21 protein-coding genes and 1 pseudogene are annotated in these 23,469 nt (G+C 61.4%); 15 read left to right on the top strand and 7 right to left on the bottom strand.

The features are described 5' to 3' along the window. Together I5R65_RS07315 and I5R65_RS07310 are read left to right on the top strand one after the other, a co-directional pair. On the top strand, nucleotides 1-939 hold the full coding sequence (locus I5R65_RS07315) for a 3-keto-5-aminohexanoate cleavage protein (protein WP_180665850.1): 939 nt from the start codon (nucleotides 1-3) through the stop codon (nucleotides 937-939). Between the two features lie 103 nt (nucleotides 940-1,042). After that, nucleotides 1,043-2,242, top strand: a complete 1,200-nt coding sequence (locus I5R65_RS07310) for an ABC transporter substrate-binding protein (protein ID WP_180666294.1) — start codon at nucleotides 1,043-1,045, stop codon at nucleotides 2,240-2,242. Between the two features lie 167 nt (nucleotides 2,243-2,409). Here I5R65_RS07310 and I5R65_RS07305 read toward each other — a convergent pair. Further along, nucleotides 2,410-3,129: pseudogene (locus I5R65_RS07305) on the bottom strand (substrate binding domain-containing protein); the annotation flags it as partial. A gap of 323 nt (nucleotides 3,130-3,452) precedes the next feature. Here I5R65_RS07305 and I5R65_RS07300 point away from each other — a divergent pair. Further along, on the top strand, nucleotides 3,453-4,874 hold the full coding sequence (locus I5R65_RS07300) for a GGDEF domain-containing protein (protein ID WP_180665848.1): 1,422 nt from the start codon (nucleotides 3,453-3,455) through the stop codon (nucleotides 4,872-4,874). 12 nt (nucleotides 4,875-4,886) lie between these two features. Beyond that, nucleotides 4,887-5,735, top strand: coding sequence for a TIGR02285 family protein (locus I5R65_RS07295; protein ID WP_180665846.1), 849 nt, complete (start codon nucleotides 4,887-4,889; stop codon nucleotides 5,733-5,735). A gap of 68 nt (nucleotides 5,736-5,803) precedes the next feature. Here I5R65_RS07295 and I5R65_RS07290 read toward each other — a convergent pair whose 3' ends face one another. The 5 genes from I5R65_RS07290 to I5R65_RS07270 form a co-directional block, all read right to left on the bottom strand. Continuing rightward, the gene (locus I5R65_RS07290) at nucleotides 5,804-6,994 is read right to left on the bottom strand and encodes an AGE family epimerase/isomerase (protein WP_180666291.1); all 1,191 of its coding nucleotides are present in this window, start codon (nucleotides 6,992-6,994) and stop codon (nucleotides 5,804-5,806) included. A gap of 29 nt (nucleotides 6,995-7,023) precedes the next feature. Beyond that, complete coding sequence (locus tag I5R65_RS07285) at nucleotides 7,024-8,058, bottom strand: ribose ABC transporter permease (protein WP_180665844.1); 1,035 nt, start codon at nucleotides 8,056-8,058, stop codon at nucleotides 7,024-7,026. Beyond that, complete coding sequence (locus I5R65_RS07280; RefSeq protein WP_180665842.1) at nucleotides 8,051-9,613, bottom strand: sugar ABC transporter ATP-binding protein; 1,563 nt, start codon at nucleotides 9,611-9,613, stop codon at nucleotides 8,051-8,053. Before I5R65_RS07280 ends, I5R65_RS07285 begins: the two co-directional genes overlap by 8 nt. 122 nt (nucleotides 9,614-9,735) lie before the next feature. Then, nucleotides 9,736-10,686, bottom strand: a complete 951-nt coding sequence (locus I5R65_RS07275) for an ABC transporter substrate-binding protein (protein ID WP_180665840.1) — start codon at nucleotides 10,684-10,686, stop codon at nucleotides 9,736-9,738. Between the two features lie 77 nt (nucleotides 10,687-10,763). Further along, the gene (locus I5R65_RS07270; protein ID WP_180665838.1) at nucleotides 10,764-11,381 is read right to left on the bottom strand and encodes a nucleoside/nucleotide kinase family protein; all 618 of its coding nucleotides are present in this window, start codon (nucleotides 11,379-11,381) and stop codon (nucleotides 10,764-10,766) included. Nucleotides 11,382-12,185: 804 nt separating this feature from the next. On the opposite strand from I5R65_RS07270, the gene I5R65_RS07265 reads away from it, so the two are divergent. The 5 genes from I5R65_RS07265 (at nucleotide 12,186) to I5R65_RS07245 (ending at nucleotide 15,468) form a co-directional block, all read left to right on the top strand. Further along, complete coding sequence (locus I5R65_RS07265) at nucleotides 12,186-12,527, top strand: hypothetical protein (protein ID WP_180665836.1); 342 nt, start codon at nucleotides 12,186-12,188, stop codon at nucleotides 12,525-12,527. A gap of 253 nt (nucleotides 12,528-12,780) precedes the next feature. Then, on the top strand, nucleotides 12,781-13,434 hold the full coding sequence (locus I5R65_RS07260; RefSeq protein ID WP_180665834.1) for a hypothetical protein: 654 nt from the start codon (nucleotides 12,781-12,783) through the stop codon (nucleotides 13,432-13,434). Next, a complete protein-coding gene (locus tag I5R65_RS07255) occupies nucleotides 13,431-13,925 on the top strand; it encodes a hypothetical protein (protein ID WP_180665832.1) in 495 nt (164 codons plus the stop codon). Before I5R65_RS07260 ends, I5R65_RS07255 begins: the two co-directional genes overlap by 4 nt. Continuing rightward, the gene (locus I5R65_RS07250) at nucleotides 13,922-14,962 is read left to right on the top strand and encodes a hypothetical protein (RefSeq protein WP_180665830.1); all 1,041 of its coding nucleotides are present in this window, start codon (nucleotides 13,922-13,924) and stop codon (nucleotides 14,960-14,962) included. Before I5R65_RS07255 ends, I5R65_RS07250 begins: the two co-directional genes overlap by 4 nt. Further along, complete coding sequence (locus I5R65_RS07245; protein ID WP_231395100.1) at nucleotides 14,926-15,468, top strand: calcium-binding protein; 543 nt, start codon at nucleotides 14,926-14,928, stop codon at nucleotides 15,466-15,468. Before I5R65_RS07250 ends, I5R65_RS07245 begins: the two co-directional genes overlap by 37 nt. A 116-nt stretch (nucleotides 15,469-15,584) precedes the next feature. Here the strand turns inward: I5R65_RS07245 and I5R65_RS07240 are convergent, their stop codons facing one another. Further along, nucleotides 15,585-16,193, bottom strand: coding sequence for a cysteine hydrolase family protein (locus I5R65_RS07240; RefSeq protein ID WP_180665828.1), 609 nt, complete (start codon nucleotides 16,191-16,193; stop codon nucleotides 15,585-15,587). A 121-nt stretch (nucleotides 16,194-16,314) separates the two neighbouring features. Here I5R65_RS07240 and I5R65_RS07235 point away from each other — a divergent pair, with 121 nt between their 5' ends. The 6 genes from I5R65_RS07235 (at nucleotide 16,315) to I5R65_RS07210 (ending at nucleotide 23,427) form a co-directional block, all read left to right on the top strand. Next, on the top strand, nucleotides 16,315-17,217 hold the full coding sequence (locus tag I5R65_RS07235) for a LysR family transcriptional regulator (protein WP_370460907.1): 903 nt from the start codon (nucleotides 16,315-16,317) through the stop codon (nucleotides 17,215-17,217). 195 nt (nucleotides 17,218-17,412) lie between these two features. Beyond that, entirely contained in the window at nucleotides 17,413-18,753 is a 1,341-nt protein-coding gene (gene miaB / locus I5R65_RS07230; RefSeq protein ID WP_180665826.1) for a tRNA (N6-isopentenyl adenosine(37)-C2)-methylthiotransferase MiaB, read from the top strand. 30 nt (nucleotides 18,754-18,783) lie between these two features. Beyond that, the gene (locus I5R65_RS07225) at nucleotides 18,784-19,920 is read left to right on the top strand and encodes a PhoH family protein (RefSeq protein WP_180665824.1); all 1,137 of its coding nucleotides are present in this window, start codon (nucleotides 18,784-18,786) and stop codon (nucleotides 19,918-19,920) included. Next, nucleotides 19,907-20,362, top strand: a complete 456-nt coding sequence (gene ybeY, locus I5R65_RS07220; protein ID WP_180665822.1) for an rRNA maturation RNase YbeY — start codon at nucleotides 19,907-19,909, stop codon at nucleotides 20,360-20,362. The genes I5R65_RS07225 and ybeY overlap by 14 nt, the downstream gene beginning before the upstream one ends. A gap of 224 nt (nucleotides 20,363-20,586) precedes the next feature. Next, nucleotides 20,587-22,311 (top strand): methyl-accepting chemotaxis protein, encoded by a 1,725-nt coding sequence (locus I5R65_RS07215; protein WP_180665820.1) that lies wholly within the window; start codon nucleotides 20,587-20,589, stop codon nucleotides 22,309-22,311. Nucleotides 22,312-22,548: 237 nt separating this feature from the next. Further along, entirely contained in the window at nucleotides 22,549-23,427 is an 879-nt protein-coding gene (locus tag I5R65_RS07210; RefSeq protein ID WP_180665818.1) for an HlyC/CorC family transporter, read from the top strand. Nucleotides 23,428-23,469: the final 42 nt, after the last annotated feature.

Here is a 23,469-nt window from a genome sequence, read left to right as displayed (position 1 = left end):
ATGTCCCGTCCAAAAAAGAAAGTCATCATCACCTGCGCCATCACCGGGGCCATTCATACCCCCACCATGTCGGACGCGCTGCCCTACAGGCCGGAGGATATTGCAAGGCAGGCCATCGATGCCGCAGAAGCCGGTGCGGCCGTGCTTCATCTCCATGCGCGCCACCCGGAAAATGGCGCCGTCTCGATCAATCCCGACCACTTCATGCAGTTTCTGCCGCAGATCAAGGCCGCGACCCACGCCGTCATCAATCTCTCCACGGGCGGCAGCCTGACCAATACGATGGAGGAGCGCATCGCACCGGCGCAGCGGGTATCGCCCGAGATGACGTCGCTCAACATGGGCAGCATGAATTTCTCCATGCACCCGCTGGCGGATCGCTACAAGGAATGGAAATTCGATTGGGAAGAAGCCTATCTGCGCAATTCCGATACCTACATCTTCCGCAACACGTTTCGCGATATCGCCTTCAGTGCCAGAGAACTGGGCGAACGACACCAGGTCAAGTTCGAACACGAATGCTATGACGTCGGCCACCTGTACAACCTGAAGTTCTGCATGGACGCCGGCATGTTCAAGGCGCCGGTGTTCATCCAGTTCATCTTCGGCATCCTGGGCGGCATCGGGGCCGATATCGACAATCTGGTCTTCATGAAGCGCACCGCCGACCGCCTTTTTGGTGACCAGTATCAATGGTCTGTGCTGGGTGCCGGCGCCGCCCAGATCAACTTCGCCACCATGGCCGCATCCATGGGAGGCCATGTCCGCGTGGGCCTGGAGGATTCGCTCTTCATCTCGCGCGGGAAGCTGGCCACATCCAATGCAGAACAAGTGACCAAGATCAGACGGATTCTCGAAGACCTCGGCCATGAAATCGCAAGCCCCGACGAAGCCAGGGAAATCCTCGGCTTGAAGGGGGCAGACAAGGTGTCGTTCTAGAACACCCCAGATTGACCCACAAAAAACCAAAGGAGACATGATGAAGCATTCCATTGCACGGGACGTCCAGCCCAAGCCACTCACCTTGGCCATGCGGCAGCTCATGAAAAATACGGTGCTCGCGGCGGGCCTGCTGGTGGCCGGCGCAGGTGCTGCGCAGGCGCAGATTTCGGACGACAGGATCAAGATCGGCTTCGTCACCGACATGTCGGGACCGCTGGCAGACAACGACGGCCCAGGCAGCCTGGAAGCCATTCGCATGGCAGTGGCCGACGCGGGCGGCAACATCAATGGCAAGCCCATCGAGATCCTCTCGGCCGATCACCAGAACAAGGCCGACAACGCCTCTGCCAAGGTGCGGGAATGGGCAGACGTGCAACATGTCGACATGGTCATCGGCGGCGCCAATTCGGCCGCCATGCTGGCGGTGAACCGGCTGGTGGAGAGCAAGAAGTTTGCCTTCCTGGTGGTCTCGGCGGGGGCTACGCAATTCACGAACGAAGAATGCACGCCCTATACCATCCAGTACGCCTACAACACGACGGCAGTCTCAAGGGCCTTGACCAGCGCGGCGATGAAGCAGGGCGGGAAGTCGTGGTTCTTCCTGACCAGCGACTATACCTTTGGACACTCGCTGGAGACTGAGGCCAGCAAGATCGTCAACGAACAAGGTGGCAAGGTACTGGGGCGCGTACGCCATCCGCTCAACACCGAAGACTTCTCCTCGTTCCTGCTGCAGGCGCAGGGCTCCAAGGCGGATGTCCTGGCGCTGGCCTCCTCCGGGAGCGACACGCTCAATGCCATCAAGGGCGCGCGCGAATTCGGCCTGACCAAGACCATGAAGATCGCCGGGCTGCTGCTCTTCATGAACAATATCGACAGCATCGGATTGAAGAATGCCCAGGGGCTGTTGCTGTCGGAAGCGTGGTATTGGGACCAGAGCGATGCCTCGCGCGCGTTTGCCAAACGCTACCAGGCCAAGACCAAGCGCATGCCCAACAGCCTGCAGGCAGCCAGCTACTCCGCCACCGCCAACTATCTGGCAGCGGTGAGGGCCGTCGGCAGCGATGATCCGGCCAAGGTGCTCAAGCACATGCGCTCGGTTGGCGTGAACGACATGTACGCGAAAGGCGAGATTCGTCCCGATGGACAGATGGTGCATGACTTCTATCTGTACGAAGTGAAGAAGCCGAGCGAATCCAAAGGGCCGTGGGACTACCTGAAGCTCGTCTCCACCACTCCCGGCAATGATGCTTATGCCCCGCTGTCGGAATCCAGATGCCCGGCGGCCAAGCGGCCGTAGCCTGACCAGCATAGATTCCGGCAGACCGCCACCAACGCACCCGGAGCCGGTGAACGCGCCTCCCGGTGTGAGGGTGGTGGCGGCGTCTGGTTTCGCCCGTTCAGACAGGCCTCGGCCCTGCCTGCTTCGCGCAGGCTCGTCGCAACGACGTAGTGTAAGCGCCATGGTCAGCGCATCAGTGCCACCATCTCGCCACTCGCCTGCTCGAACCGCGCCACCAGATAATCCAGCAAGACCCGCACCCGCGGCGCCATGTAGCGCGTGCGCTGGTAAAGCGCATGTACCGGCGCTTCCGGTGCGCGCCACTGCGGCATCACCACTTGCAAGCTACCGGCGCGCACATCCGCAGCCACGTCCCAGATCGACTTCATGACCAGGCCCTTGCCTTCGACGGCCCACTGACGGGCCAGTGCACCGTCGTTGGTTTCGCGCGCGCCGACAAGCGGGACGGTATGCGTCTGCATCACACCGTCACGCTCAAAGCGCCACTCATTGGCCGGACCGTTGGCCGTGAGCAGCACGATGCAATCCTGATACTGCAGATCGGCCGGCTGTTGTGGCGCTTCACGACCGGCAAGATAGGACGGTGCCGCGCACAGCACGCGGCGGTTCGCTGCCAACGGGCGGGCAACCATCGAACTGTTCTGCGGTACGCCGAAGCGGATGGCCAGGTCCAGATCGTCCTGCAGGAGATTGGCGACCGTGTCGCCCAGGATCAGGGCCAGCGTGATCTGGGGATACAAGGCATTGAACTCTTCCAGCCAGCCCTGCAGGACATGGCGGCCGAAGTCGGAGGTGGCGGCGATGCGCAACTTGCCGCTGACCGCACTGCGGCCCGCCTGCAAGGCAGCCTGGGCATCGTCCAGCGCCGCCAGCGCCTGCTGGCAGTCTGATCCTTTGGCTGCATTGGCTGCATGCCCCCCCTGCAGACAATCCTCATCAACACTCTTTGCGACCGTTCTGAAGAAGCAATTTAGCCGACATCAGCGGCAATTTCGCAAAACCGAACTGTTAGAATTTACTCCGCGCATCAGCCGACCAACCGGCTGATCATCATCATTCCAGCGGGAGGAAATTCCATGAGGCAGCATCATGCCTTGCCAACGCAATCAATCCTGCATGACGGGACGCAGCGTCAACCCGCCAGGGAGGCTGTGGGCGCATCCTGGCTCTCTCAACATTGAGCAGGGCATCCCCGTCGCGCAAGAACATGAATTTGCTCTCCAAGAATTCCCTGGCGGTTCACCTGCTGCGCATCATCTTCGGGAGCTACTTCCTGGTGACGCTGATCGTTACCTGCCTGCAACTGGGTGCCGAATATGAGCACACCCTGTCCGGCGTAAATGATGAACTGCGGGCCATGGACATGACTTTCGGTGCCAGCCTGGCCAGTTCCACCTGGCGTTTCCAGGGCGATGTGCAGAAAGCCACGCTGCGCGGCATCAGTAACCTGCCAGTGGTGACCGGGGTCAAGATCGAAGATCCTCAAGGCCGGCTGGTCATGGCACAGGGCAATATCGTCGATCACGACGGCCAGCAGATCCACGTCGATACCGAGGGACAACGCAGCCCGGTGCGGGCGGGTTTCCTCAATGCCGCGACCAGCCACCGCTTCCCCATCCTGTATCGCGATGAACACGGCGTGACGCACGACATCGGTGCCTGGACCGTCTACTCCAGCCGTCATGTGGTGATCCAGAAAGTGGCCTATGGCTTTACGCTGATCCTGATCAACTCGGTGATCAAGACGCTGGTGTTGTGGTTCATCTTTCTCTATGTCTTCAATCGCTGGCTGGGGCAGCCGATCTCACGCCTGTCGGGCTTCGTGCGCCGTCAGGACCTGAACCGGCCGGACCTGCCGGACTCGCCGCAGAGCATCGACCTGCCGGGCAAGAAGCGGCATGAGCTGCACTTCCTGGCCGACGCCATCAATGCCATGCTGGCCAACCTGCGCAGCCATACCATCCAGAATCGCACCCTCTATGCCCAGCTGGAACAGGAAAAGGAATCCCTGCGTGCACTCAACAAATCGCTGGAGCTGCGCATTGCCGAACGCACCCGCGATCTGGCCCAGGCCAATGAACAGCTGCGCTCGCTCAGTCTCACCGATGGCCTGACCGGCATTGCCAACCGACGCAGCTTCGATGACACCCTGGACCAGGAATGGCGACGTAGCATGCGGCAGGGCAAGCCGCTCACGGTGGCCTTCATCGATGTCGACTGGTTCAAGCCCTACAACGATCACTACGGTCACGTAGCGGGCGACGCCGTGCTGCGGCAGGTGGCGCAGACCATGCGCGATACCGTCTGCCGCGCCGGCGAGACCGTGGCGCGCTATGGCGGTGAGGAATTCGCGGTGATCGCAGCCGATACCGATGGCGAGCGCGGCGCGCAGATCGTGCAACGCATGTGCGATGCCATCCATGCCCTGGCGTTGCCGCATGCGGGCTCGGCGCTGGGACGCATCACCATCAGCGGCGGCGTGGCCTCCTGCCGACCGGCCCATCCCGGAGCACGCCTGGAGCCCCTGCTGCAGGCCGCCGACGCGGCCCTGTACCAGGCCAAGACGCAGGGGCGCAATCGCGTCCTGCTGGCACCACCGTGGGTGCAGCCGCCCCCTCCCCCTGCCTGAAGAAAGTAATGCATGCCCTCACGCATTTTCCGTCGCCTCGCATGCGGCCTGATTCTCGGCACCGCGCTGTCATCTGGGCCGTCAGCGACGCTGGCGGCCGACCAGATCGTCTGGGGCAAATACAATGTGCCGCCCTACATGATCCGCACCGGTGAATTCGCGCATCAGGGCATTTTCGACCTGACCCTGGACATCATCAAGAAGGAGTTGCCGCAGTACCAGCACGTGGAACTGGAAGCGCCCTTCCCGCGCATCAACAGCGAAATCCGCAAGGCTAGCCACTGGTGCTATAACGGCATGCTGAAGACGCCGGAACGCGAAAAGGTCGGCTACCTGTCACTGCCGACTTCGATCTTCCTGCCGCTACGCATCATCGTACGACGCGACCGGCTGGACGAATTCAAGGGCAAGCTCTCGCTGCAGGCCCTGCTGAAGAATCCACGGCTGACCACCTCGGTCATGCGCGACCGCTCCTACAGCCCGACCGTGGACAAGCTGCTGGCCGCCTATCCGCCCAGGGAAAACTATTCGGAACAGGTGGAATCGATCGGGATGCTACTGGCCGGCCGTATCGACTACATGGTCGAGCTGCCCTTGCTGGCCTTCGAACAGGCACGCGTCATGGGCCAGGCCGGCGCGCTGGTGGCGCTGCCGATGCAGGAGGCCAGCGAGGTGGTGTTCAATCGCGTGATGTGTCCGAGGAATGAATGGGGACGGCAGGTGGTGGAGCAGGTCAACAAGGTCCTGCGGGCCAAGCGTCCGCTGCCCGCCTACCGCGCAATTGTGGAGAAATGGCACGACCCCGAATCGGTAGCGGAGATCGACAAGATCTATGACAAGGTGTTCCTGAAGATACCTTGACGCCCTGATGCCTTCCCGCCTTGCATGCGTACCCCTGCAAGGCGGGAACAGCGACGCTGCGGCGCCGCCTATGCCCGCAGGCCACCAGTCTCCAGCACGTCCCAGCAGGCACCCATGGTGTGGTAGTCGACCTTGCCGGCGGGGGACTTGGTATCTTCCAGCTTTTTGCCATCCGCGCCGAGAATGCGAAACCAGGCGCCGTACTGGTGATCGATCAGGTGCTCCCAGCTCCACGCCCAGAGGGCGTGATACTGGCGGCGGAATACCTCATCGCCCGTCACCCGCCACAGGCGCCAGGCGCTGGCGAAGGATTCGGCCTGGACCCAGAAATACTTGTCGCTGTCGTAGGGCCGCATATCCGGATCGAACCCGTAGATCAGGCCGCCATGCTCACCATCCCAGCCATGCGCCCAGGCGGCCGTCTGCAGCTCGGCCGCGCGCGTGATGTAATCCGGGCTGGCCTCGATGGCATGGGCGATCAGCAGCAGCTTGGCCCACTCGGTCTGGTGACCGGTCTGGAAGCCCCAGGGCTTGAAGATATTGTCGCGATTGCCGCGGTTGTAGTCGTGGTCGGGCGTCCAATCCTGGTGGTAGTGCTCCCATACCAGCCCCTGCGACTGCTGCGCCAGGCCGAAGACGAAACGCTGGATCAGCAGACGCGCACGCTCCAGGTAGACAGCCTGGCCCGTGGCGGAGTAGGCCGCGAGGCAGGCTTCGCACATGTGCATGTTGGCGTTCTGGCCGCGATAGGGAAGCAACTCGCCAGACGGCGTGATCTCATCGGCATAGGCGCCGTGGGCAGGTTCGAAGAAGGCGTGTTCCATGCGTTCGAAGGCCTGTGCCACCCGCTGCGCATCGCACAGGCCGATGCGATGGGCGTGGGCATAGGCCAGCAGTACGAAAGCCTGGCCGTAGGCCATCACGGTGCCATCCTCGATCTGCCCGTCGCGCAGGGTCCAGGCATACAGCCCGACCAGTGCGCCCTGCGGATGTTGAAAGCGCTCCAGATGCAACAACGCGTGCCGCGCCTGCTCCAGGTAGCGCTCCTGGCGGGTATGCGTATAGGCCATGGCCTGCGTGAAGACCAGGCGCGTGGCACTGACCAGGTGACGGTGCGAACGTTCGTAGACGCTGCCGTCATCCTTGAGGTAATGGAAGAAACCGCCCTGCGGGTCGATGGCATGGCGGTCGTAGAAGGCCAGGGTATCGGCCACGTGCGACTGCAGGAAATGACGGCTTTCGAAATCGGGGTGCTGCATGTTGCGCTCCTTGTACGAGAGGCTGAGGTTCATTGGCTGGCATCCTTCTGGCGCCATTTGTCCAGGATCACCGCCAGCACGATCACCGCGCCCTTGGCGACGTATTGCCAGAACGAGGACAGACCCAGAATGGTCAGCCCGTTGTTCATGACACCGATGATCAGCGCCCCCACCACCGTCCCCCAGATCGTGCCGACGCCGCCCATCAGGCTGGTGCCACCCAGTACCACGGCGGCAATCGCATCGAGTTCGTAGCCACTGCCCCAGTTGCCGTTGGCGCCATACAGGCGACTGGCCGACATGGCACCGGCCAGTCCCGAGAACAGGCCGCTGATGGCGTAGACGAACAACAGTACCAGCCCGACGCGGATGCCGGTCAGCCTGGCCGCCTGCAGGTTGCCGCCGATGGCATAGATGTGCATGCCCAACACCGTCTTGCGCAAGATCACCCAGGACACCAACACCACTGCCAGCGCCACCCAGATCAGCCAGGGCACATGCAGGAAGTCGCCATTGCCGATCCACTCGAAGCTGGGAATGTCGTTGTTCAAGACCGTGGTGCCGTCGGCCAGCAGGTAGGCGGCGCCGCGAAAGGCCGTCATGGTACCCAGCGTGACCACGAAGGCATTGATGTTGAGGAAGGCCACCATGGCGCCGTTGAGCAGGCCCATCAACAAGCCGGAGAAGACGAAGACCGGAATCGACCAACCGGACGCCGCGCCCAGCGAGACCTGCATGCCCAGCACCGCCGAGACCGCCAGCACCGAGCCCACCGACAGGTCGATGCCGGCAGTCAGGATGACGAAGGTCATGCCGGCGGCCAGTACCAGGTTGATGGCGACCTGGCGCAGGATGTTCATGGTGTTCTCGGCACTGGCGAAATTGGAAGTGCCGTCGCCGCTGAGGTAGATCGTCAGTACGTAGAACAGCAGGTACAGCACCACCAGCACCGGCAACATGCCCAGCCGGTGCAGCAGCCATTGCGAGGTGCGGGAGGAGCGACGAGCGCGGGACGATGCGCGTGCGCCGGCATCGGTGTCATGCGTGGGATCGAGTTCAGCCATGGGAAGAAAGAAGGGAAGGGATCGGTGGATGGGGAGACGCAGGCGGCAGGCCGGCGGTATCGGTGGCCAGGCGCATGATGTTTTCCTGGGTGATGTCGACACCGGACAGTTCGCCGGTGATGGCGCCCTCGCGCATGACCAGCACGCGGTCGCAGATGCCGATCACCTCCGGCAGCTCGCTGGAGATGACAACCACGGCCACGCCCTGCTCGGCCAGCCTGTGGACAAGTTGATAGATCTCGCTCTTGGCATAGATATCCACACCCCGCGTGGGCTCGTCCAGGATCAGCACGCGTGGTGCGATTTCCAGCCAGCGCGCCAGCAGGACCTTTTGCTGGTTGCCGCCGGAGAGCTTGCCCACCGCTACCTCAGGATGCGCCACCTTGACGTTGAGACGATGTATCGATGCCTGTGCCACCCGGTCCAGGGCGCGACTGTTGAGCAATCCCAGCCGCGCATGGCGAGAGGCCACATTCATGGTGGCATTGGCCGCCACCGCCATCTGCAGGAACAGGCCCTGCCCCTTGCGGTCCTCCGGCACATAGGCGATGCCGGCCCGCATGGCCGCGCGCGGACTATCGATCTGCAGCACTCTCCCGTCCAGCAAGACCTGGCCGCCGCTGCGGGCATCGGCACCGAACAGCAGGCGCGCCAGCTCGGTGCGGCCGGCACCGACCAGCCCGGCAAAGCCCAGCACCTCGCCGGCACGCAGCGCGAAGGAAGCCGGCCTGACCTTGCCGCCGGCCAGGGCACGTACCTGCAACACGGTCGGCAAGGCTGCGGCCTGGTCCGGCATCATCCGGCGATGCTGGTAGAACTCGCTCAGCGAGCGACCAACCATCATCTGCACGATGCGCTCGGCGTCGATTTCCTGGCGGGTCAATTCACCGACGAAGCTGCCATCGCGCAGTACCGTGACGCGGTCGGCCAGGGCATGGACTTCTGCCATGCGATGGCTGATGTAGATGATGGCCAGGCCCTCGTCGCGCAGCCGGCGCACGACCTTGAACAGGGTCTCGGTCTCACGCTCGGACAGCGCCGCGGTGGGCTCATCCATGATGACGATGCGGCTGCGATGCACCAGGGCGCGGGCGATTTCCACCTGTTGCTGTTCGGCGATGGATAGGCGTCCGGCACGGTCTGCGGCACGAAAACCGGCACCCAGCTGCGCCAGCACGGCGTCGGTGCGCCGCCGCATCGCGGCGTGGTCGATCAAGCCCAGGCGCGTGCGCAATTCGCTGCCCATGAAGACATTGGCAGCCACGCTGATGTTGGGTGCCACCGCCAGTTCCTGGTAGATCAGGTTGATGCCGGCGGCGCGGCTGGCACCGGGGTCTCGCAGGGACAGCGGCCTGCCGTCGAGCAGTATCTCGCCACTGTCCGGCGCATGCACGCCGGACAGCACCTTCATCAGGGTACTCTTGCCGGCGCCGTTCTCGCCCATGAGGGCGTGGATTTCACCGGGATAGATGGTCAGGTGCATCGCCGACAACGCGCGCGTGGCGCCGAAGGACTTGCTGATGCCGGTCATCTGCAGCAGGGGTGTGGATGTCATGGGTCGGAAAGGAAACGGTGACGTCAGCCATACGCGGGAACAGTGCTCAACGCTGCCGAAGCGGACAGACCGGCCAAGGTGGAGGCAGGTCGGCGCGCTCGCGGCAGCCGTTGATCAGCTCATCAGTTGGCCGGGACCCAGCCCTTGTAGTCGGCCACGTTGTCGCGGGTGATCAACTTCACCGGCAGCAGCTTGACGTTCTTTTCCGGGGCGCGACCATTCATGAGCTGATAGCCGATGGCCACGCTCTCGGCAGCCATGCCATACGGGTCCTGCGCCGGCGAGGCGGCGAACAGCGACTTGCTATCCTTCAGGGCGCGCTCGGCATCGGGTGCGCCATCCACGCCACTGATGACCTTGATGTCGCTGCGCTTGGCCTGGCGGATCGCCAGTTCGGCGCCGATCGCGGTGGGGTCGTTGATGGCGAAGACGCCATCGATCTTGCCGTGCGCCGCCAGCAGATTGGACATGGTGGTCATGCCACCATCGCGGCTGCCACCGGCATTCTGGTTATCGGAAAGGATCTTGATGCCGGGCGACTTCTTGAACTCGGCCTTGCAACCGGTGACGCGGTCCATCACCGCCGAGACCGGCGGGCCATTGACGATGACCACATTGCCCTTGCCCTGCAACTTGTCGGCAATGAACCTGCAGGATTCGGCGCCAGCCATGGTGTTATCCGACATGACGGTGACATCGGCCCCTTCGGCGGCCACGTCCACCGCCACCACCACGATGCCAGCCTTCTTCGCCTTCTTCACCGCCGGGCCGACGCCCTTGGAGTCGGCCGCGTTGAGCACGATCATGTCAACCTTGTTGGCGATGAAATTCTCGATCTGGCCGACCTGGGTGTTGAGGTCGTACTTGGAGGACACCACGGTCACCCGGGCCTCGGGGTTGATCTTGTGGGCGCCGCTCTCGGCCCCCTTGGCGATGGCCACGAAGAAGGGATTGGCGAGGTCGCCCAAGGTGACGCCAACCGACTTCAGCGGCTTGTCGGCGGCCTGGACCTCATATGTGATGGATGCCAGCGAGAGCGTGGCACAGGCGATGGCGAGGGTTTTTCTGATCATGCTTGTCTCCGGTTTTTTTTAGAGAGGGGGATGGCTTGTTCTACGTCTTGCGTGCTGCTGACATTCACGCCGGGAGTTCAGTCCCAGCGAAAAATACGGTCGGCCCGATCCCGCGTGGTGGCGATCAGGGCGGCATTGATTTCATCGCTATTCATCACCCAGGCCTCGGCATCGGCCCGGCTGCGCCCGAACTGCACATGGCGGGCGATCAGGCGTTCCAGCCGCAGGACGGGATCGACCTCGACATACCAGATCTCGTCCAGCAGCGGACGCACGCGCGACCAGTGGCCGCGGTCGAGCAGCAGGTAGTTGCCTTCGGTGATGATGAGCGGGATATCGGCGCTGATGGCGATGCTGCCGGCAATGGCTTCCTCGATCTCACGCAGGAATCGCGGGGCGTAGACCATCTCGTCGGCGGCCTGACTGCGCAGGCGCGACAGCAGGTGGACGAAACCGGCGCTGTCGAAGGTATCCTCGGCGCCCTTGCGGGCAGCGCGCCCCAGGCGTGCCAGCTCGGCATTGGCGAGGTGATAGCCATCCATGGGCAGCACCGCAGCGCGGGAGCCGGCCTGGTCGAGCAAGGCCTGCGCCAGCGTGGACTTGCCACAGCCGGGCGGCCCGACCAGTCCAAGTATCGTGCGCTGGCCGCTGGCGAGCAGGGCGTCGAGCCTGTCGCGAAAGACTGCCGGGATCATGTTCGACTCATCCTTTTTCCAGGGAGCGTGGCGTCGGCGACCGAGCCGCCTTATGCAGCCACTTTAGTGAAATGCGGCAGTGCGAAACTGCAGTGGTTCTGTTCGGTACGTCTGTCACGCTTGCTGCGCCTGGCCTTGCAGCCGGGCATGGGGCGTGATGGACATTTTTTGACAGCCGACAAACTAAGCGATTCTGTCACGTGAATTTCAGTGCTCCTGAATGTTCTCCGGGAAATTCCAATTATTGCTAGTTCCACGTCGTCAACGTGATGAAATTTTCTTCAGAAAAATTCGATATCGATCAACTTATGGATAACACGACATAAAAGGGCCTTGGTGGGCAAAGCTTCTCCCCCGGTTATCCAGCGCCATTCATTCTCGGTCGCCTTCTTACCAAGCAAGATTGCTCCGGCCTTATTCCATACCTGATCACTCAGCAACGTTCTGATCACCTCGCTTCATTCGCGCGTAAAACACGATCCGCAAAAACATATTTCAGCAAACGTAGAGACCCAGATACAGGTTCGAAGTGAGCTGTAAAAAGACGGATTTCACGAGACGTAATCTCACGATCACGCCCACCTTGATTGCCCCGCTGATCATAAGTTTTGCTTGCTTGAAAAATTTTGGGCAAAGCAAGGCAAATAGGCTTGCATCTGTCGAACCCCCTGCCACCATGGCGATAGTCGAACACCGTGACGCCTCCCTTTCTGAATTTCAGCGTACGTCGTTTTTCTTCCATATGAATGTTCACATCAGGAAGAAAATCGATATAAAAAATTTACTTAATAAGGAGAAATAGCAGTGAAAACGATCCACAACGCGTACATCAGTGCCTTGCTTGCCGATGCAGCCTACATAGATTTAGACAGGGATTTGGATGTCGGAAAAATGGTCAACGCCCTCAAAAAGAGAATGGCCAAAGATCAAGCGAAATTCATCGCCGAGAACTTCGAGGTCATCGCATCAGAAAACAAACGCGACATCCCGCTGCCAGGATCCGGCTTTGACGCCACTGTATGGCGCGGCAAGGTTGGAAAAGTCTACGCCGGCGAGGTTTTTGTCTCCTTGCGTGGAACGCAACCGCAAGGCGGCCGAGCCGACATGGAGGCCGATGTCGATCTTGCCTCACGCGGCGTGGCCTAGATATTAAAGCAGAAATTGAACACTCATCATCTATGCTAAAAAATTACGACAAGCCGGTTATACGGGCTACGACCGTCAATTTTTCCGCAGGGTTTCTCAACTTTCCAGCGGGATCAAATGGGAAGTCGATGGCGTTGATACTGCCTGATCTATGTCCAAGTCGTCTTTGGAATATCACCAAATTTCAAGAAACACTTAAGCTGCTTGATCTCGTATTTGAACCTCGTCCAAACTCTTAAATTAAAAATAAATTATGACTATCATTAGAACCACCTACGTTAATGCCTTGCTTGCTGATGCTTCTTACGTAGCGTTTTTAGATAAATTTAATCAGCCTCTTTCAATTAATAAAATCCGCTCTAATCTCGCTGCTTCCTTAACTCAAATTCAGGCCGATTTCCTGCTCGCCAACTTCGAAACCCTGACTCAAACGCTCTCTGCGTCCGAAGGCTTCGATGCGGTAGTTTGGCGAGGAAAGTCTGGCACAGACTATGCGGGTCAGGTTTACGTTTCCCTGAGGGGGACGCAGGGTGCGCAGGATATCTTGGATGACGTGAGCCTCGCTTCTCGTGGGGTACCTTACGAACAACTGCGCGACATGGCCAATTGGTGGATGAGGGCCACGGCCAAGCCTGGCGAATTGGTCAGGCAGATCAAGGTCGAGACCATTGCTCGCTCCCCTCTCACAAATATCTACACCTTCACCGCCGACACTCCAGTGGTCGCCACCGGCGAACTCTACGGCCAGGTCAATGCCATCACCGGTGTCAATGGCCACAGTCTCGGTGGCTACCTTTCTACAACGTTCACGCGTCTGTTTGGCGCCAAGGTCTTGGCGGTCACTACTTCCAACAGTGCAGGTACTAGCGACGCTGCAAATCAAGATGCCTGGAAGGTGTCGGCATGATCGGATTGTTGTTCATCGTCGTGTTCGTTGTGTGGTTGGTATCCGCTTTTTATTTTGGCAGAGCAATCCCACGATGGCTGGGCCTGAAACCGGCGTGGTCTTTTCTGTTCGTGCCTTTGGCGTTTATCGCACCCATTGCCGATGAGTTGATCGGTCGTTGGCAATTCAAACGGCTTTGTGAGAAAGAGGCGGTTGTTTGGCTCAACCCGAACTGGAAAAGCGTAAAGACTGTACGAAACGTCAGCCCGGAACTTTTTTCGCAAGTTCCTGGAACAGCCATACCGATTGAGATTCAACCGGTCACCTACATAGATGCAGAAACGGGGCAACCATTTATGAACTACAACGCAGTACATACTAGCGGTGGCTTGTTGCTTGGAAAGTTAGGCTTTGGGCTCGGAGGTACTACTACCTGCTGGCCCAAAGATGAGCTTGAGATTCGCAAGAAAATCAATATGAAAAATTTACTTAATAAGGAGAAATCCCAATGAAAACGATCCACAATACGTACATCAGTGCCTTGCTTTCCGATGCAGCCTACATAGATTTAGACAGGGATTTAGATGTCGGAAAAATGTTCGACGCCCTCAAGAAACGAATGACTGAAAAACAAGCGCAATTCATCGCCGAGAACTTCGACGTCATCGCCTCAGAAAACAAAAGCGACATCCCCCTGCTGGGGTCCGGCCTTGATGCTACTGTTTGGCGCGGCAAGGCTGGGACAGCCTACGCCGGTGAAGTGTATGTCTCCTTTCGCGGAACGCAACCTGAAGATGGTGGAGCCGACATCGAGGCCGATGTCGATCTTGCCTCACGCGGCGTCGCCTACAACCAGGTGCGCGACATGGCCAACTGGTGGATGCGGATCACCGCCAAACCAGGCGACATGGTCAAACAGATTCGGGTGGATAGCGTAGTCACCCCTCTTCTGAATTCCTTCACCTTCGCCGCCGACACTCCAGTGGTCGCCATCGGTGAACTCTATGGCCAGGTCAACACCATCACCGGCGTCAATGGCCACAGTCTCGGTGGTTACCTCTCCACCGCGTTCACGCGTCTGTTTGGCGCCAAGGTCTTGGCGGTCACTACTTTCAACAGTGCAGGCTTTAGCGACGCGGCGGGCAACAACATCCGCGCCGAATTCAACAACATTGAGACCCTGTTAGGCACTACGGCGTTGGGTACGCGCAGCTTTGATGCTGCAGCCCTCAAGCAGACCAACTTCAGGGCTGGCAACGGCGTGAGCGTGACCACCAATGACTGGGGCGAGAAGTCTTATTGGACCCTGGGCTTCAACCAATATGGCAAGAAGATTTCGCTTTACCAAGAAGGCAGCCTGGTCAACCCCATGGCTAACCACTCCATGTTCAAGCTGACCGACTATCTGGCGCTGGGCGCGACCTTGGAAAAGCTTGCGCCGACGCTCACCTTTTCGCAGCTCAATACCGGGACAATTATCTGGCGGGTGCCGGGGTTGGCATTGATGCCTCGTTGCTACGCGGCACGGTCATTCTCGGGGGAGGCGTAGACACACTGATCGGCATCGAAAACCTGGGCGGCACCGATGCAGCCGACCGCCTCGTCGGCGACGCCAATGACAATCGGATCGAAGGCTATGGAGGCAATGACATCCTGTCCGGCGGGCGCGGGAACGATATCTTGATCGGGGGGAGCGGCAACGATACTTACTTGTACAGCGCGGGCGATGGGAAAGACATCCTTGTGGACCACGATAAGACTGGCCGCACCGATATGCTGATGTTGACGGACATTGACCGGACCCAGCTGTGGTTCCGTCACGTGGACAATGATCTGCAGATCGATGTGCTGGGGACGGCGGATCAGATCAGGGTGAAGGACTGGTACGTCGGCGGTGCCAGCGGGGCGGACAATCACATTGAGCGTATTCGCACGGCTGACGGCTGGACCCTCTACGACAGCGATGTCGACAAGCTGGTGCATGCGATGGCGGCCTTTGCGCCACCTGAGGCCAGCCAGACACGCTGGACCACTGGCCAGGTGTTCCTGGTGTGACGCACTGAAGGTCGTTTGCGCAGCCGGATTAGAGACCGGCTGCTCCCAAAAAAACACTACCGCATGGGTAGCGCTTGAGCGTGATTTTTAGAAGCAGCGAACTCCTCCGGTCATTGTCAGGCTGTCGCCAGCGCGTTCGCATCCGGTACCACGGTGGCGAAACGATCCGCCAGCTCGACCAGGGCCACGCGCTGGACATCGGCGGCGCTGACGGGCTGGCCACCCAGCGGGTCGGGCAGGTCACGCGTGGCGCAGGCGGCGGCGACCACGGTACTGGCATAGCCGTGGTCCAACGCCGAGCGTACGGTGGCACTGACGCACATGTGGGTGGCGAAACCGGCCACGATCAGGGCACGGCGACCGGTCTTCTGCAGGGCCTCGTCCAGCGTGGTACCGGCAAAGGAATTGGGCAAGCCCTTGTGCACGATCTGTTCGCCGGGCTCGGCCTGCAGGCCGTCGATGATGGCCACATGCGGCCCTTGCGGATCGAACATGGCGCCGCCGGGCTTGCCATGATGGACCACGTGGATCACCGGTGCCCCAGCGGCACGCGCCTGCGCCAGCAGGGTGGCGATCTGGCCGACGGCGGCATCGATGCCGGCCAGCGGGGCGCGGCCGATGGTGTATTCGGTCTGATGGTCGATGATGAGCAGGACGGCTTCCTGCCAGGTGGCGGCGCGGGAGGTACCGCCGGCGATCTGGATCAGGGTCTGTGGCTGGGACATGCGTGACTCCTTGTCTGAAAAAGGGAAGAGGAAATTTGAGAAGGCAATGCAGGAAGATGACGACGAGCCATCTTAGTCCGATAAAATTCGCACCACCATTCCCCGTCACCGATAGCCACCTGTGAAAAAATTGACAGCCATGCCGACCACCCCGCAATCGGCCCATGCAGCCTTGCAGGCCGACTGGGAAAGCCTGCGCAGCTTTGCCGCCTTCATCGATGCGGGCAGCTTTTCCGGCGCGGCACGCACGCTGGGTGTGACGCACGCCACCATCAGCCGCCGCCTGCAGCAACTGGAAGCGGCGATGCAGGCGCCGCTGTTCATCCGGCGCGCCGACGATGTCGAACTCACCCGCTTCGGCGAAAGTGTGCTGACGGCCGCCCGCGCCATGCAGGAACAGACCCGGCAACTGGCCCGCACCCTGGCCGGTGAAGACCTGCGACTGGAAGGCAAGCTGCGCCTGGCCTGCACCGATGCCATCGGCACCCTGTTCCTGGCGCCGCGCCTGCCGGCGCTGTTGCAGCAATGGCCGGCGCTGGACGTGGAGCTGGCACTGGGCCACCAGACGCTCAGCCTGGCCCGGCGCGAGGCCGACCTGGCGCTGCGCTTCGCCCGGCCGCAGGATGGCGAACTGATCGCGCGCCGGCTGGGGGCGGTGCGCTTCTACCTGTGCGGCACGCCGCCCAATGTCGCCCTGTGGCGTCGCGCCCGCAAGACGGCGCCCTTCGTCGGCTATGACGATGGCGTGCCTGACATTCCCGAGACGCACTGGATTGCCACCCATGCCGCCGGCAATCCGGTGCGCTTTCGCAGCACCAGCCTGGTGGCGCAGTGCATGGCGGCCCGCGCCGGGGTCGGACTGGCGCTGCTGCCCAGCTACCTACTGGCGCCGGAATTGCAGACTGTGGACGCCGCGCCACAGCTGGAGCGCGAGCTGTGGGCGGTCTTCCACCGCGACCTCAAGGCCCTGCCGCGCCTGCGTGCGGTACTGGACTGGCTTCTGGACTGCTGCGGCGAACTCTGAGCCGATTCCCGGCAATGCGCCGCCCGCAGGCCACGCCCGGCCTGGCGCGGCCTGCGGTGATATAATCGCGAACCTTCGAGGACGGGCTCCTCCACCGCTGCAGCAGCAGATTCCAGCGGCCCGCCGCCCTCCTCCTTGCCGGCGCCCGCATGGGTCCATGCGGCCTCTCCAGCGCTCTACGCCTGAAACAGATTTATGCAGAAAAAAGTATTCATCAAAACCTTCGGCTGCCAGATGAACGAGTACGACTCGGACAAGATGGCCGACGTGCTCAATGCCTCCGACGGTCTCATCAAGACCGACCGTCCGGAAGAGGCGGACGTGATCTTGCTCAACACCTGTTCCATCCGCGAAAAGGCGCAGGAAAAGGTGTTTTCCGACCTGGGCCGGCTGCGCGCGCTGAAGAAGGACAACCCCGACCTGCTCATCGGTGTGGGCGGCTGCGTGGCCTCGCAGGAGGGCGACGCCATCATCAAGCGCGCCCCCTTCGTGGACATGGTGTTCGGCCCGCAGACCCTGCACCGCTTGCCACAGATGATCAGCGAGCGACGCTACAGCGGTCGCCCGCAGGTGGACATCAGCTTCCCAGAGATCGAGAAGTTCGACCACCTGCCACCGGCGCGGGTAGAGGGCGCCAGCGCCTATGTCTCCATCATGGAAGGCTGCAGCAAGTATTGCAGCTATTGCGTGGTGCCCTATACCCGTGGCGAAGAAGTCTCGCGCCGCTTCGAGGATGTGCTCACCGAGGTGGCCGGGCTGGCGGACCAGGGCGTCAGGGAAATCATGCTGCTGGGCCAGAACGTGAATGCCTATCGCGGCGTGATGGAAGATGGCGAGATCGCCGACTTCGCACTGTTGATCGAGTACATCGCCGAGCTGCCCGGCATCGAGCGCATCCGCTTCGTGACCAGCCATCCCAAGGAATTCTCACAGCGCCTGATCGATACCTATGCCAAGGTACCCAAGCTGTGCAACCACCTCTACCTGCCGGCACAGCATGGCTCGGACCGCATCCTGGCGGCCATGAAGCGCGGCTACACGGCGCTGGAATACAAGTCGGTGATCCGCCGCATGCGCAAGGTGCGCCCGGACATCACGGTGCAGTCGGACTTCATCGTCGGCTTCCCCGGCGAGACCGAAGAAGATTTCGAAGCGCTGATGAAGCTGGTGGCCGACGTCGGCTTCGACAACAGTTTCTCCTTCATCTTCAGCGCCCGCCCCGGCACGCCGGCGGCCAACCTGCCCGACGATACGCCGGCCGAAGTCAAGCTGGCGCGCCTGCAACGCCTGCAGGCCGCATTGAATGACAACGCGGCCAAGATCAGCGCGGCCCAGGTCGGCACGGTGCAGCGCATCCTGGTGGAGGGTGTTTCCAAGCGTCGCGAGCATGAATTGCAGGGCCGCACCGAGAGCAACCGCGTGGTCAACTTTGATGGCGGGCCGAACGGTCAGCGCCTGATCGGGCAGATTCTCGAGGTCAGCATCACCGAGGCCTTCCCGTTCTCGCTGCGTGGCGCGCTCCTTACCCAGCATTGATGATTCAATCCCCCTAACCGGAATCGAGCATTGAAAAAAATCCCCAACCAGCCTCACCACTTCACCCCCCAGCCGCTGGACAACAAGCGCCTGGCGAACCTGTGCGGCGCCCTCGATGAAAACCTGCGCCAGATTTCGGCCGCGCTGGATGTGACCATCTTCCGTCGCGGCGACCGCTTCGTGGTGACCGGCACCAATGCCGAGCATGCCGTGGAAGTGCTGGAACGCTTCTATGAAAAGGCGGATCGTCCGGTCGCCGTGGACGATATCCAGCTGGCCCTGGTCGAACAACGCGCCAATGCCGCTGCCGATGAAGAGGCCGGCCTGCCGCCCTTGTCGGCGCGCCGCAGGAAGGCCACCGCAGCAGCAGCAGTGGCTGCCGCTGCTGCCGCCGCCGAGCAGGAAAGCCAGGACCCGCTGCCCGACAGCCCGGCATTGAAGACCCGCAAGCACGACCTGCGCGGCCGCACGCCCCACCAGAGCCAATACCTCAACGCCATCCTGGAGCACGACATCACCTTCGGCGTCGGTCCGGCCGGCACCGGCAAGACCTACCTGGCGGTGGCCTGCGCGGTCGATGCGCTCGAACGCGATGCCGTGCAGCGCATCGTGCTTACACGTCCGGCGGTGGAAGCTGGCGAGCGCCTGGGTTTCCTGCCGGGCGACCTGGCGCAGAAGGTCGACCCCTACCTGCGGCCACTGTATGACGCGCTGTATGACCTGCTGGGTTTCGACCGTACCCAGAAGCTGTTCGAGAAGCAGGCCATCGAAATCGCCCCGCTGGCCTACATGCGCGGCCGCACGCTGAACCATGCCTTCATCATCCTCGACGAGGCCCAGAACACCACGCCGGAACAGATGAAGATGTTTCTCACCCGCATCGGCTTCGGCAGCAAGGCCGTCATCACCGGCGACGTCACCCAGGTCGACCTGCACCACGGCCAGAAGAGCGGCCTGGTCGATGCCATCTCGGTACTGCACGATGTGCGCGGCATCGCCTTCTCGCGCTTCACCAGCGCCGACGTGGTACGCCACCCGCTGGTGGCACGCATCGTCGACGCTTACGATGCTGCCGGCAACAGCCGACCCGATACCGCGCGTGCCACCGCCCGCACCGCCACCAATCTCTTGACCAAGTCCGCCAGGCCCCGCAATGCCAAAACCTAAACTCACGCTGTCGGTGCAATACGCCGACGACCGCCTCAAAGAGGCCATCACCCGTCCCCTGCTGCGCCGCTGGGTGCAGGCCGCGCTGTTCGCCCCGGCCGAGCTGACACTGCGCTTCGTGGGCAGCGAGGAAGGCCGCGACCTGAACCGCGACTATCGCGGCAAGGACTACGCCACCAACGTGCTCACCTTCGCCTATACCGAAGACGAGGACAGCGAAGTGACCGAGGCTGACATCATCTTCTGCACTGACGTGCTGGAGAAGGAAGCGGCCGAGCAGAAGAAGAGCGTGGAAGAACACACCGCCCACCTGGTCGTGCATGGTGTATTGCATGCGCAGGGTTACGACCACGAGGACGATGAAGAGGCCAACGAGATGGAAACGCTGGAAACCGAGATCCTGGCCGGGTTGGGCTATGGCAATCCTTATGCCGCGCGTTGACGCGATGCGCTGAGGGCGACGTCCTTGCCTCGATTCATGAACGGTCTGCCGCGGCAGGCCGTTTTTTTCGTGTGCTTGCCGGACATCAAGCAGTTGCCAACCTGGCTACGACAAATCTGATCGATGGGAGCACATCGATATTCAAACCCGCGATGGTGATGACGGTAGAGCAACGAAGCCCGTCTTTTACATCGGTTTTTCTGCAAACTTTAAGGAAAAACCTGATGGGAATTTGGCTCCTGCTGGACAAGAATGAAAGCACACAATTATTCATCGGGGAGAATGTCATGAAGAACTGGAAGATCGGCCATCGTCTCGGCCTGGGTTTCGCCGCAGTCCTGGTATTGCTGGTGGCAGTGGCCGCATTCGGCCTGCAGCAGGTGTCGCGCCTGAACGATCGCATCGTCTTCCTGACTTCCATTGACGAGGGCAAGCTGGAAGCCTTGTCCAAGGTGCAATTCGCCATCGGACTGCGTGCCATCGCAGCCCGCAACCTGACCCTGGTGGCCGATGCCGCCGAGCAAAAGAACGATCTGGCTCTGGTCGGCTCCTCGCAACAGGATATCGATGCCGGCATGGCCGCTCTGACCAAGCTGATGCAAGACCCCGCCACCACCCAGCAAGAGCGCGACATGCTGGAACAGTTGCGCAAGCTGGAAGCGCAGTATCTGCCGGTGGCCGTCAACATCGTCAAGCTGGCCACCTCACAGCAGACCGACGCCGCGCGGGCTTCGCTGGTCAAGGATTGCATGCCTATCCTGAACGGCGTCATCGCCCATGTCGCGCAATTCAACAAAATGCTGCGCAGCAATTCGGAAGCCAACGTGGAACAGGCCGAAGCCGCCTATGACCTCGCAAAATGGACCATGCTGGGCGCCAGCCTGGCCGCCCTGATGCTGGGAGGCCTGATCGCCTGGCTGCTGACCCGTTCGATCTCCCGTCCGCTGGCCCAGGCCGTGAGCGTGGCGCAGAGCGTGCAGGCCGGTGACCTGGGCAGCCACATCGAGGTGACCAGCAAGGATGAACTCGGCCAGTTGATGACTGCGCTCAAGGGCATGAATGACAGCCTGGTGTCCATCGTCGGCGAAGTGCGCCATGGCACCGACACCATCGCCGTGGCTTCCGACGAAATCAAGCGCGGCAACATGGACCTGTCCAATCGCACCGAACAGCAGGCCAGCTCGCTGCAGGAAACTGCCTCGGCCATGGAGCAGCTGACCGCCACCGTCAAGCAGACCAGCGACAATGCCCGTGAAGCCCGCCGCCTGGCCGACAACGCCTCGCAAGTCGCGGCCAAGGGCGGCGCTGCAGTGGGTCGGGTGGTCGAGACCATGCATTCCATCAGCGCGTCGTCGCACAAGATCGTGGACATCATCAGCGTCATCGATGGCATCGCCTTCCAGACCAATATCCTGGCGCTGAACGCCGCCGTGGAAGCGGCCCGTGCCGGCGAGCAAGGTCGTGGCTTCGCCGTGGTGGCCTCCGAAGTGCGCACCCTGGCGCAACGCTCGGCCGTCGCTGCCAAGGAAATCGAGGCACTCATCAACGAGTCGGTGTCCAAGGTGGCGGCCGGTGAGCAGCAGGTCGGCGAAGCCGGTACGACCATGCAGGAAGTGGTCAAGAGCATCGGCAGCGTGACCCAGATCGTGCAGGACATCAGTGCCGCCAGCAGCGAGCAGACCACCGGTCTGGAACAGATCAACAGCGCCGTCGCCCTGATCGACGAAGCCACCCAGCAGAACGCCGCACTGGTAGAGGAAGCCGCCGCCGCCGCTGCGTCCATGCAACAGCAGACCGAAGTCCTGATCGACGTGGTGAGCGTGTTCAAGCTCTCCCCCACCCAAGCTCAGGCAACATCGGTTGCGGTCTTTGCCAACCCGCAGCGCAGCCCGCAGTTGCGCGCCGAGGTCCACGGCGGGGTGCAGATGGACGCGCTCAGCTACGCATAAGCACGCAAAAGCGGGCGCCACCGATACGATTTCCCTGAAGTAGTTCTTGCCGGCATCGCTGATGCCGGCTTTTTTTCGTCCGCGCGCGACACCAGTGCCGGCCTGCATTTCCGGCCGGCAAGCGCAGACGCAAGGATGAGCTGCAGACCCTCTTGGACAGGTCCCTTTAGTGGACTTGTCACATAATTGTTGTATCCTATGGCTCTTCGAAACTACGTCGGGCTCGCGCCTAACGCCATGCAAGATCACCCTAGTAGCGTCAAATCTGACGCTAAACCCCATCGTTCCCTGTTTGAACGACTCACCGCACTGATTTCCCCCGAGCCCGAGAACCGGGCAGAACTGCTCGAAGTGTTGCATGACGCCCACGAGCGCAACCTGATCGATGCCGACGCGCTGTCGATGATCGAAGGCGTGTTCCAGGTCTCCGACCTGGCCGTGCGCGACATCATGGTCCCGCGCTCGCAGATGGACACCATCGATATCTCCAAACCCATCGAAACCTGGATGCCGGAAGTGCTGGCGACCTCGCATTCCCGTTTCCCCGCCGTCGATGGCGAACGCGACAAGGTCATCGGCGTCCTGTTGGCCAAGGACCTGCTGCGCTACTACGCGGAGGAATCCTTCGACGTGCGCGACATGCTGCGCCCGGCCATCTTCATCCCCGAATCCAAACGCCTCAATGTGCTGCTGCGCGACTTCCGCGCCAATCGCAACCACATGGCCGTGGTGGTCGACGAATACGGCGGCGTGGCCGGCCTGATCACCATCGAGGACGTGCTGGAACAGATCGTCGGCGACATCGAGGACGAATACGATTTCGACGAAGCCGAGGACAATGTGCTGGCCCTGAAAGACGGCCCGCACGGTCCGCGCTGGCGCGTCAAGGCGCTCACCGAGATCGACCAGTTCAACGAGGAGGTGGGCAGCCGCTTCTCCGAGGACGAGGCCGATACCATCGGCGGACTGGTTGCCAACCATGTGGGCCGCGTGCCACGCAAGGGCGATGAGTTCGATATCGATGGCCTGCATTTCGAAGTACTGCGCGCCGATGCACGCCAGGTACATGTACTGCTGGTGTCCAAACTACCGCCGGCACCGGTGGACGACGAGTGATTGACTGATCTGCAAGCCTTTCCAGCGTGACTTCCCCAGCCT

The sequence above is a fragment of the Herbaspirillum sp. AP02 genome (genome assembly GCF_015767275.1).
Taxonomy (GTDB): Bacteria; Pseudomonadota; Gammaproteobacteria; order Burkholderiales; family Burkholderiaceae_D; genus Herbaspirillum.
Note: the sequence above shows the minus strand (reverse complement) of the source record. Positions and strands in the feature narration are given on the sequence as shown.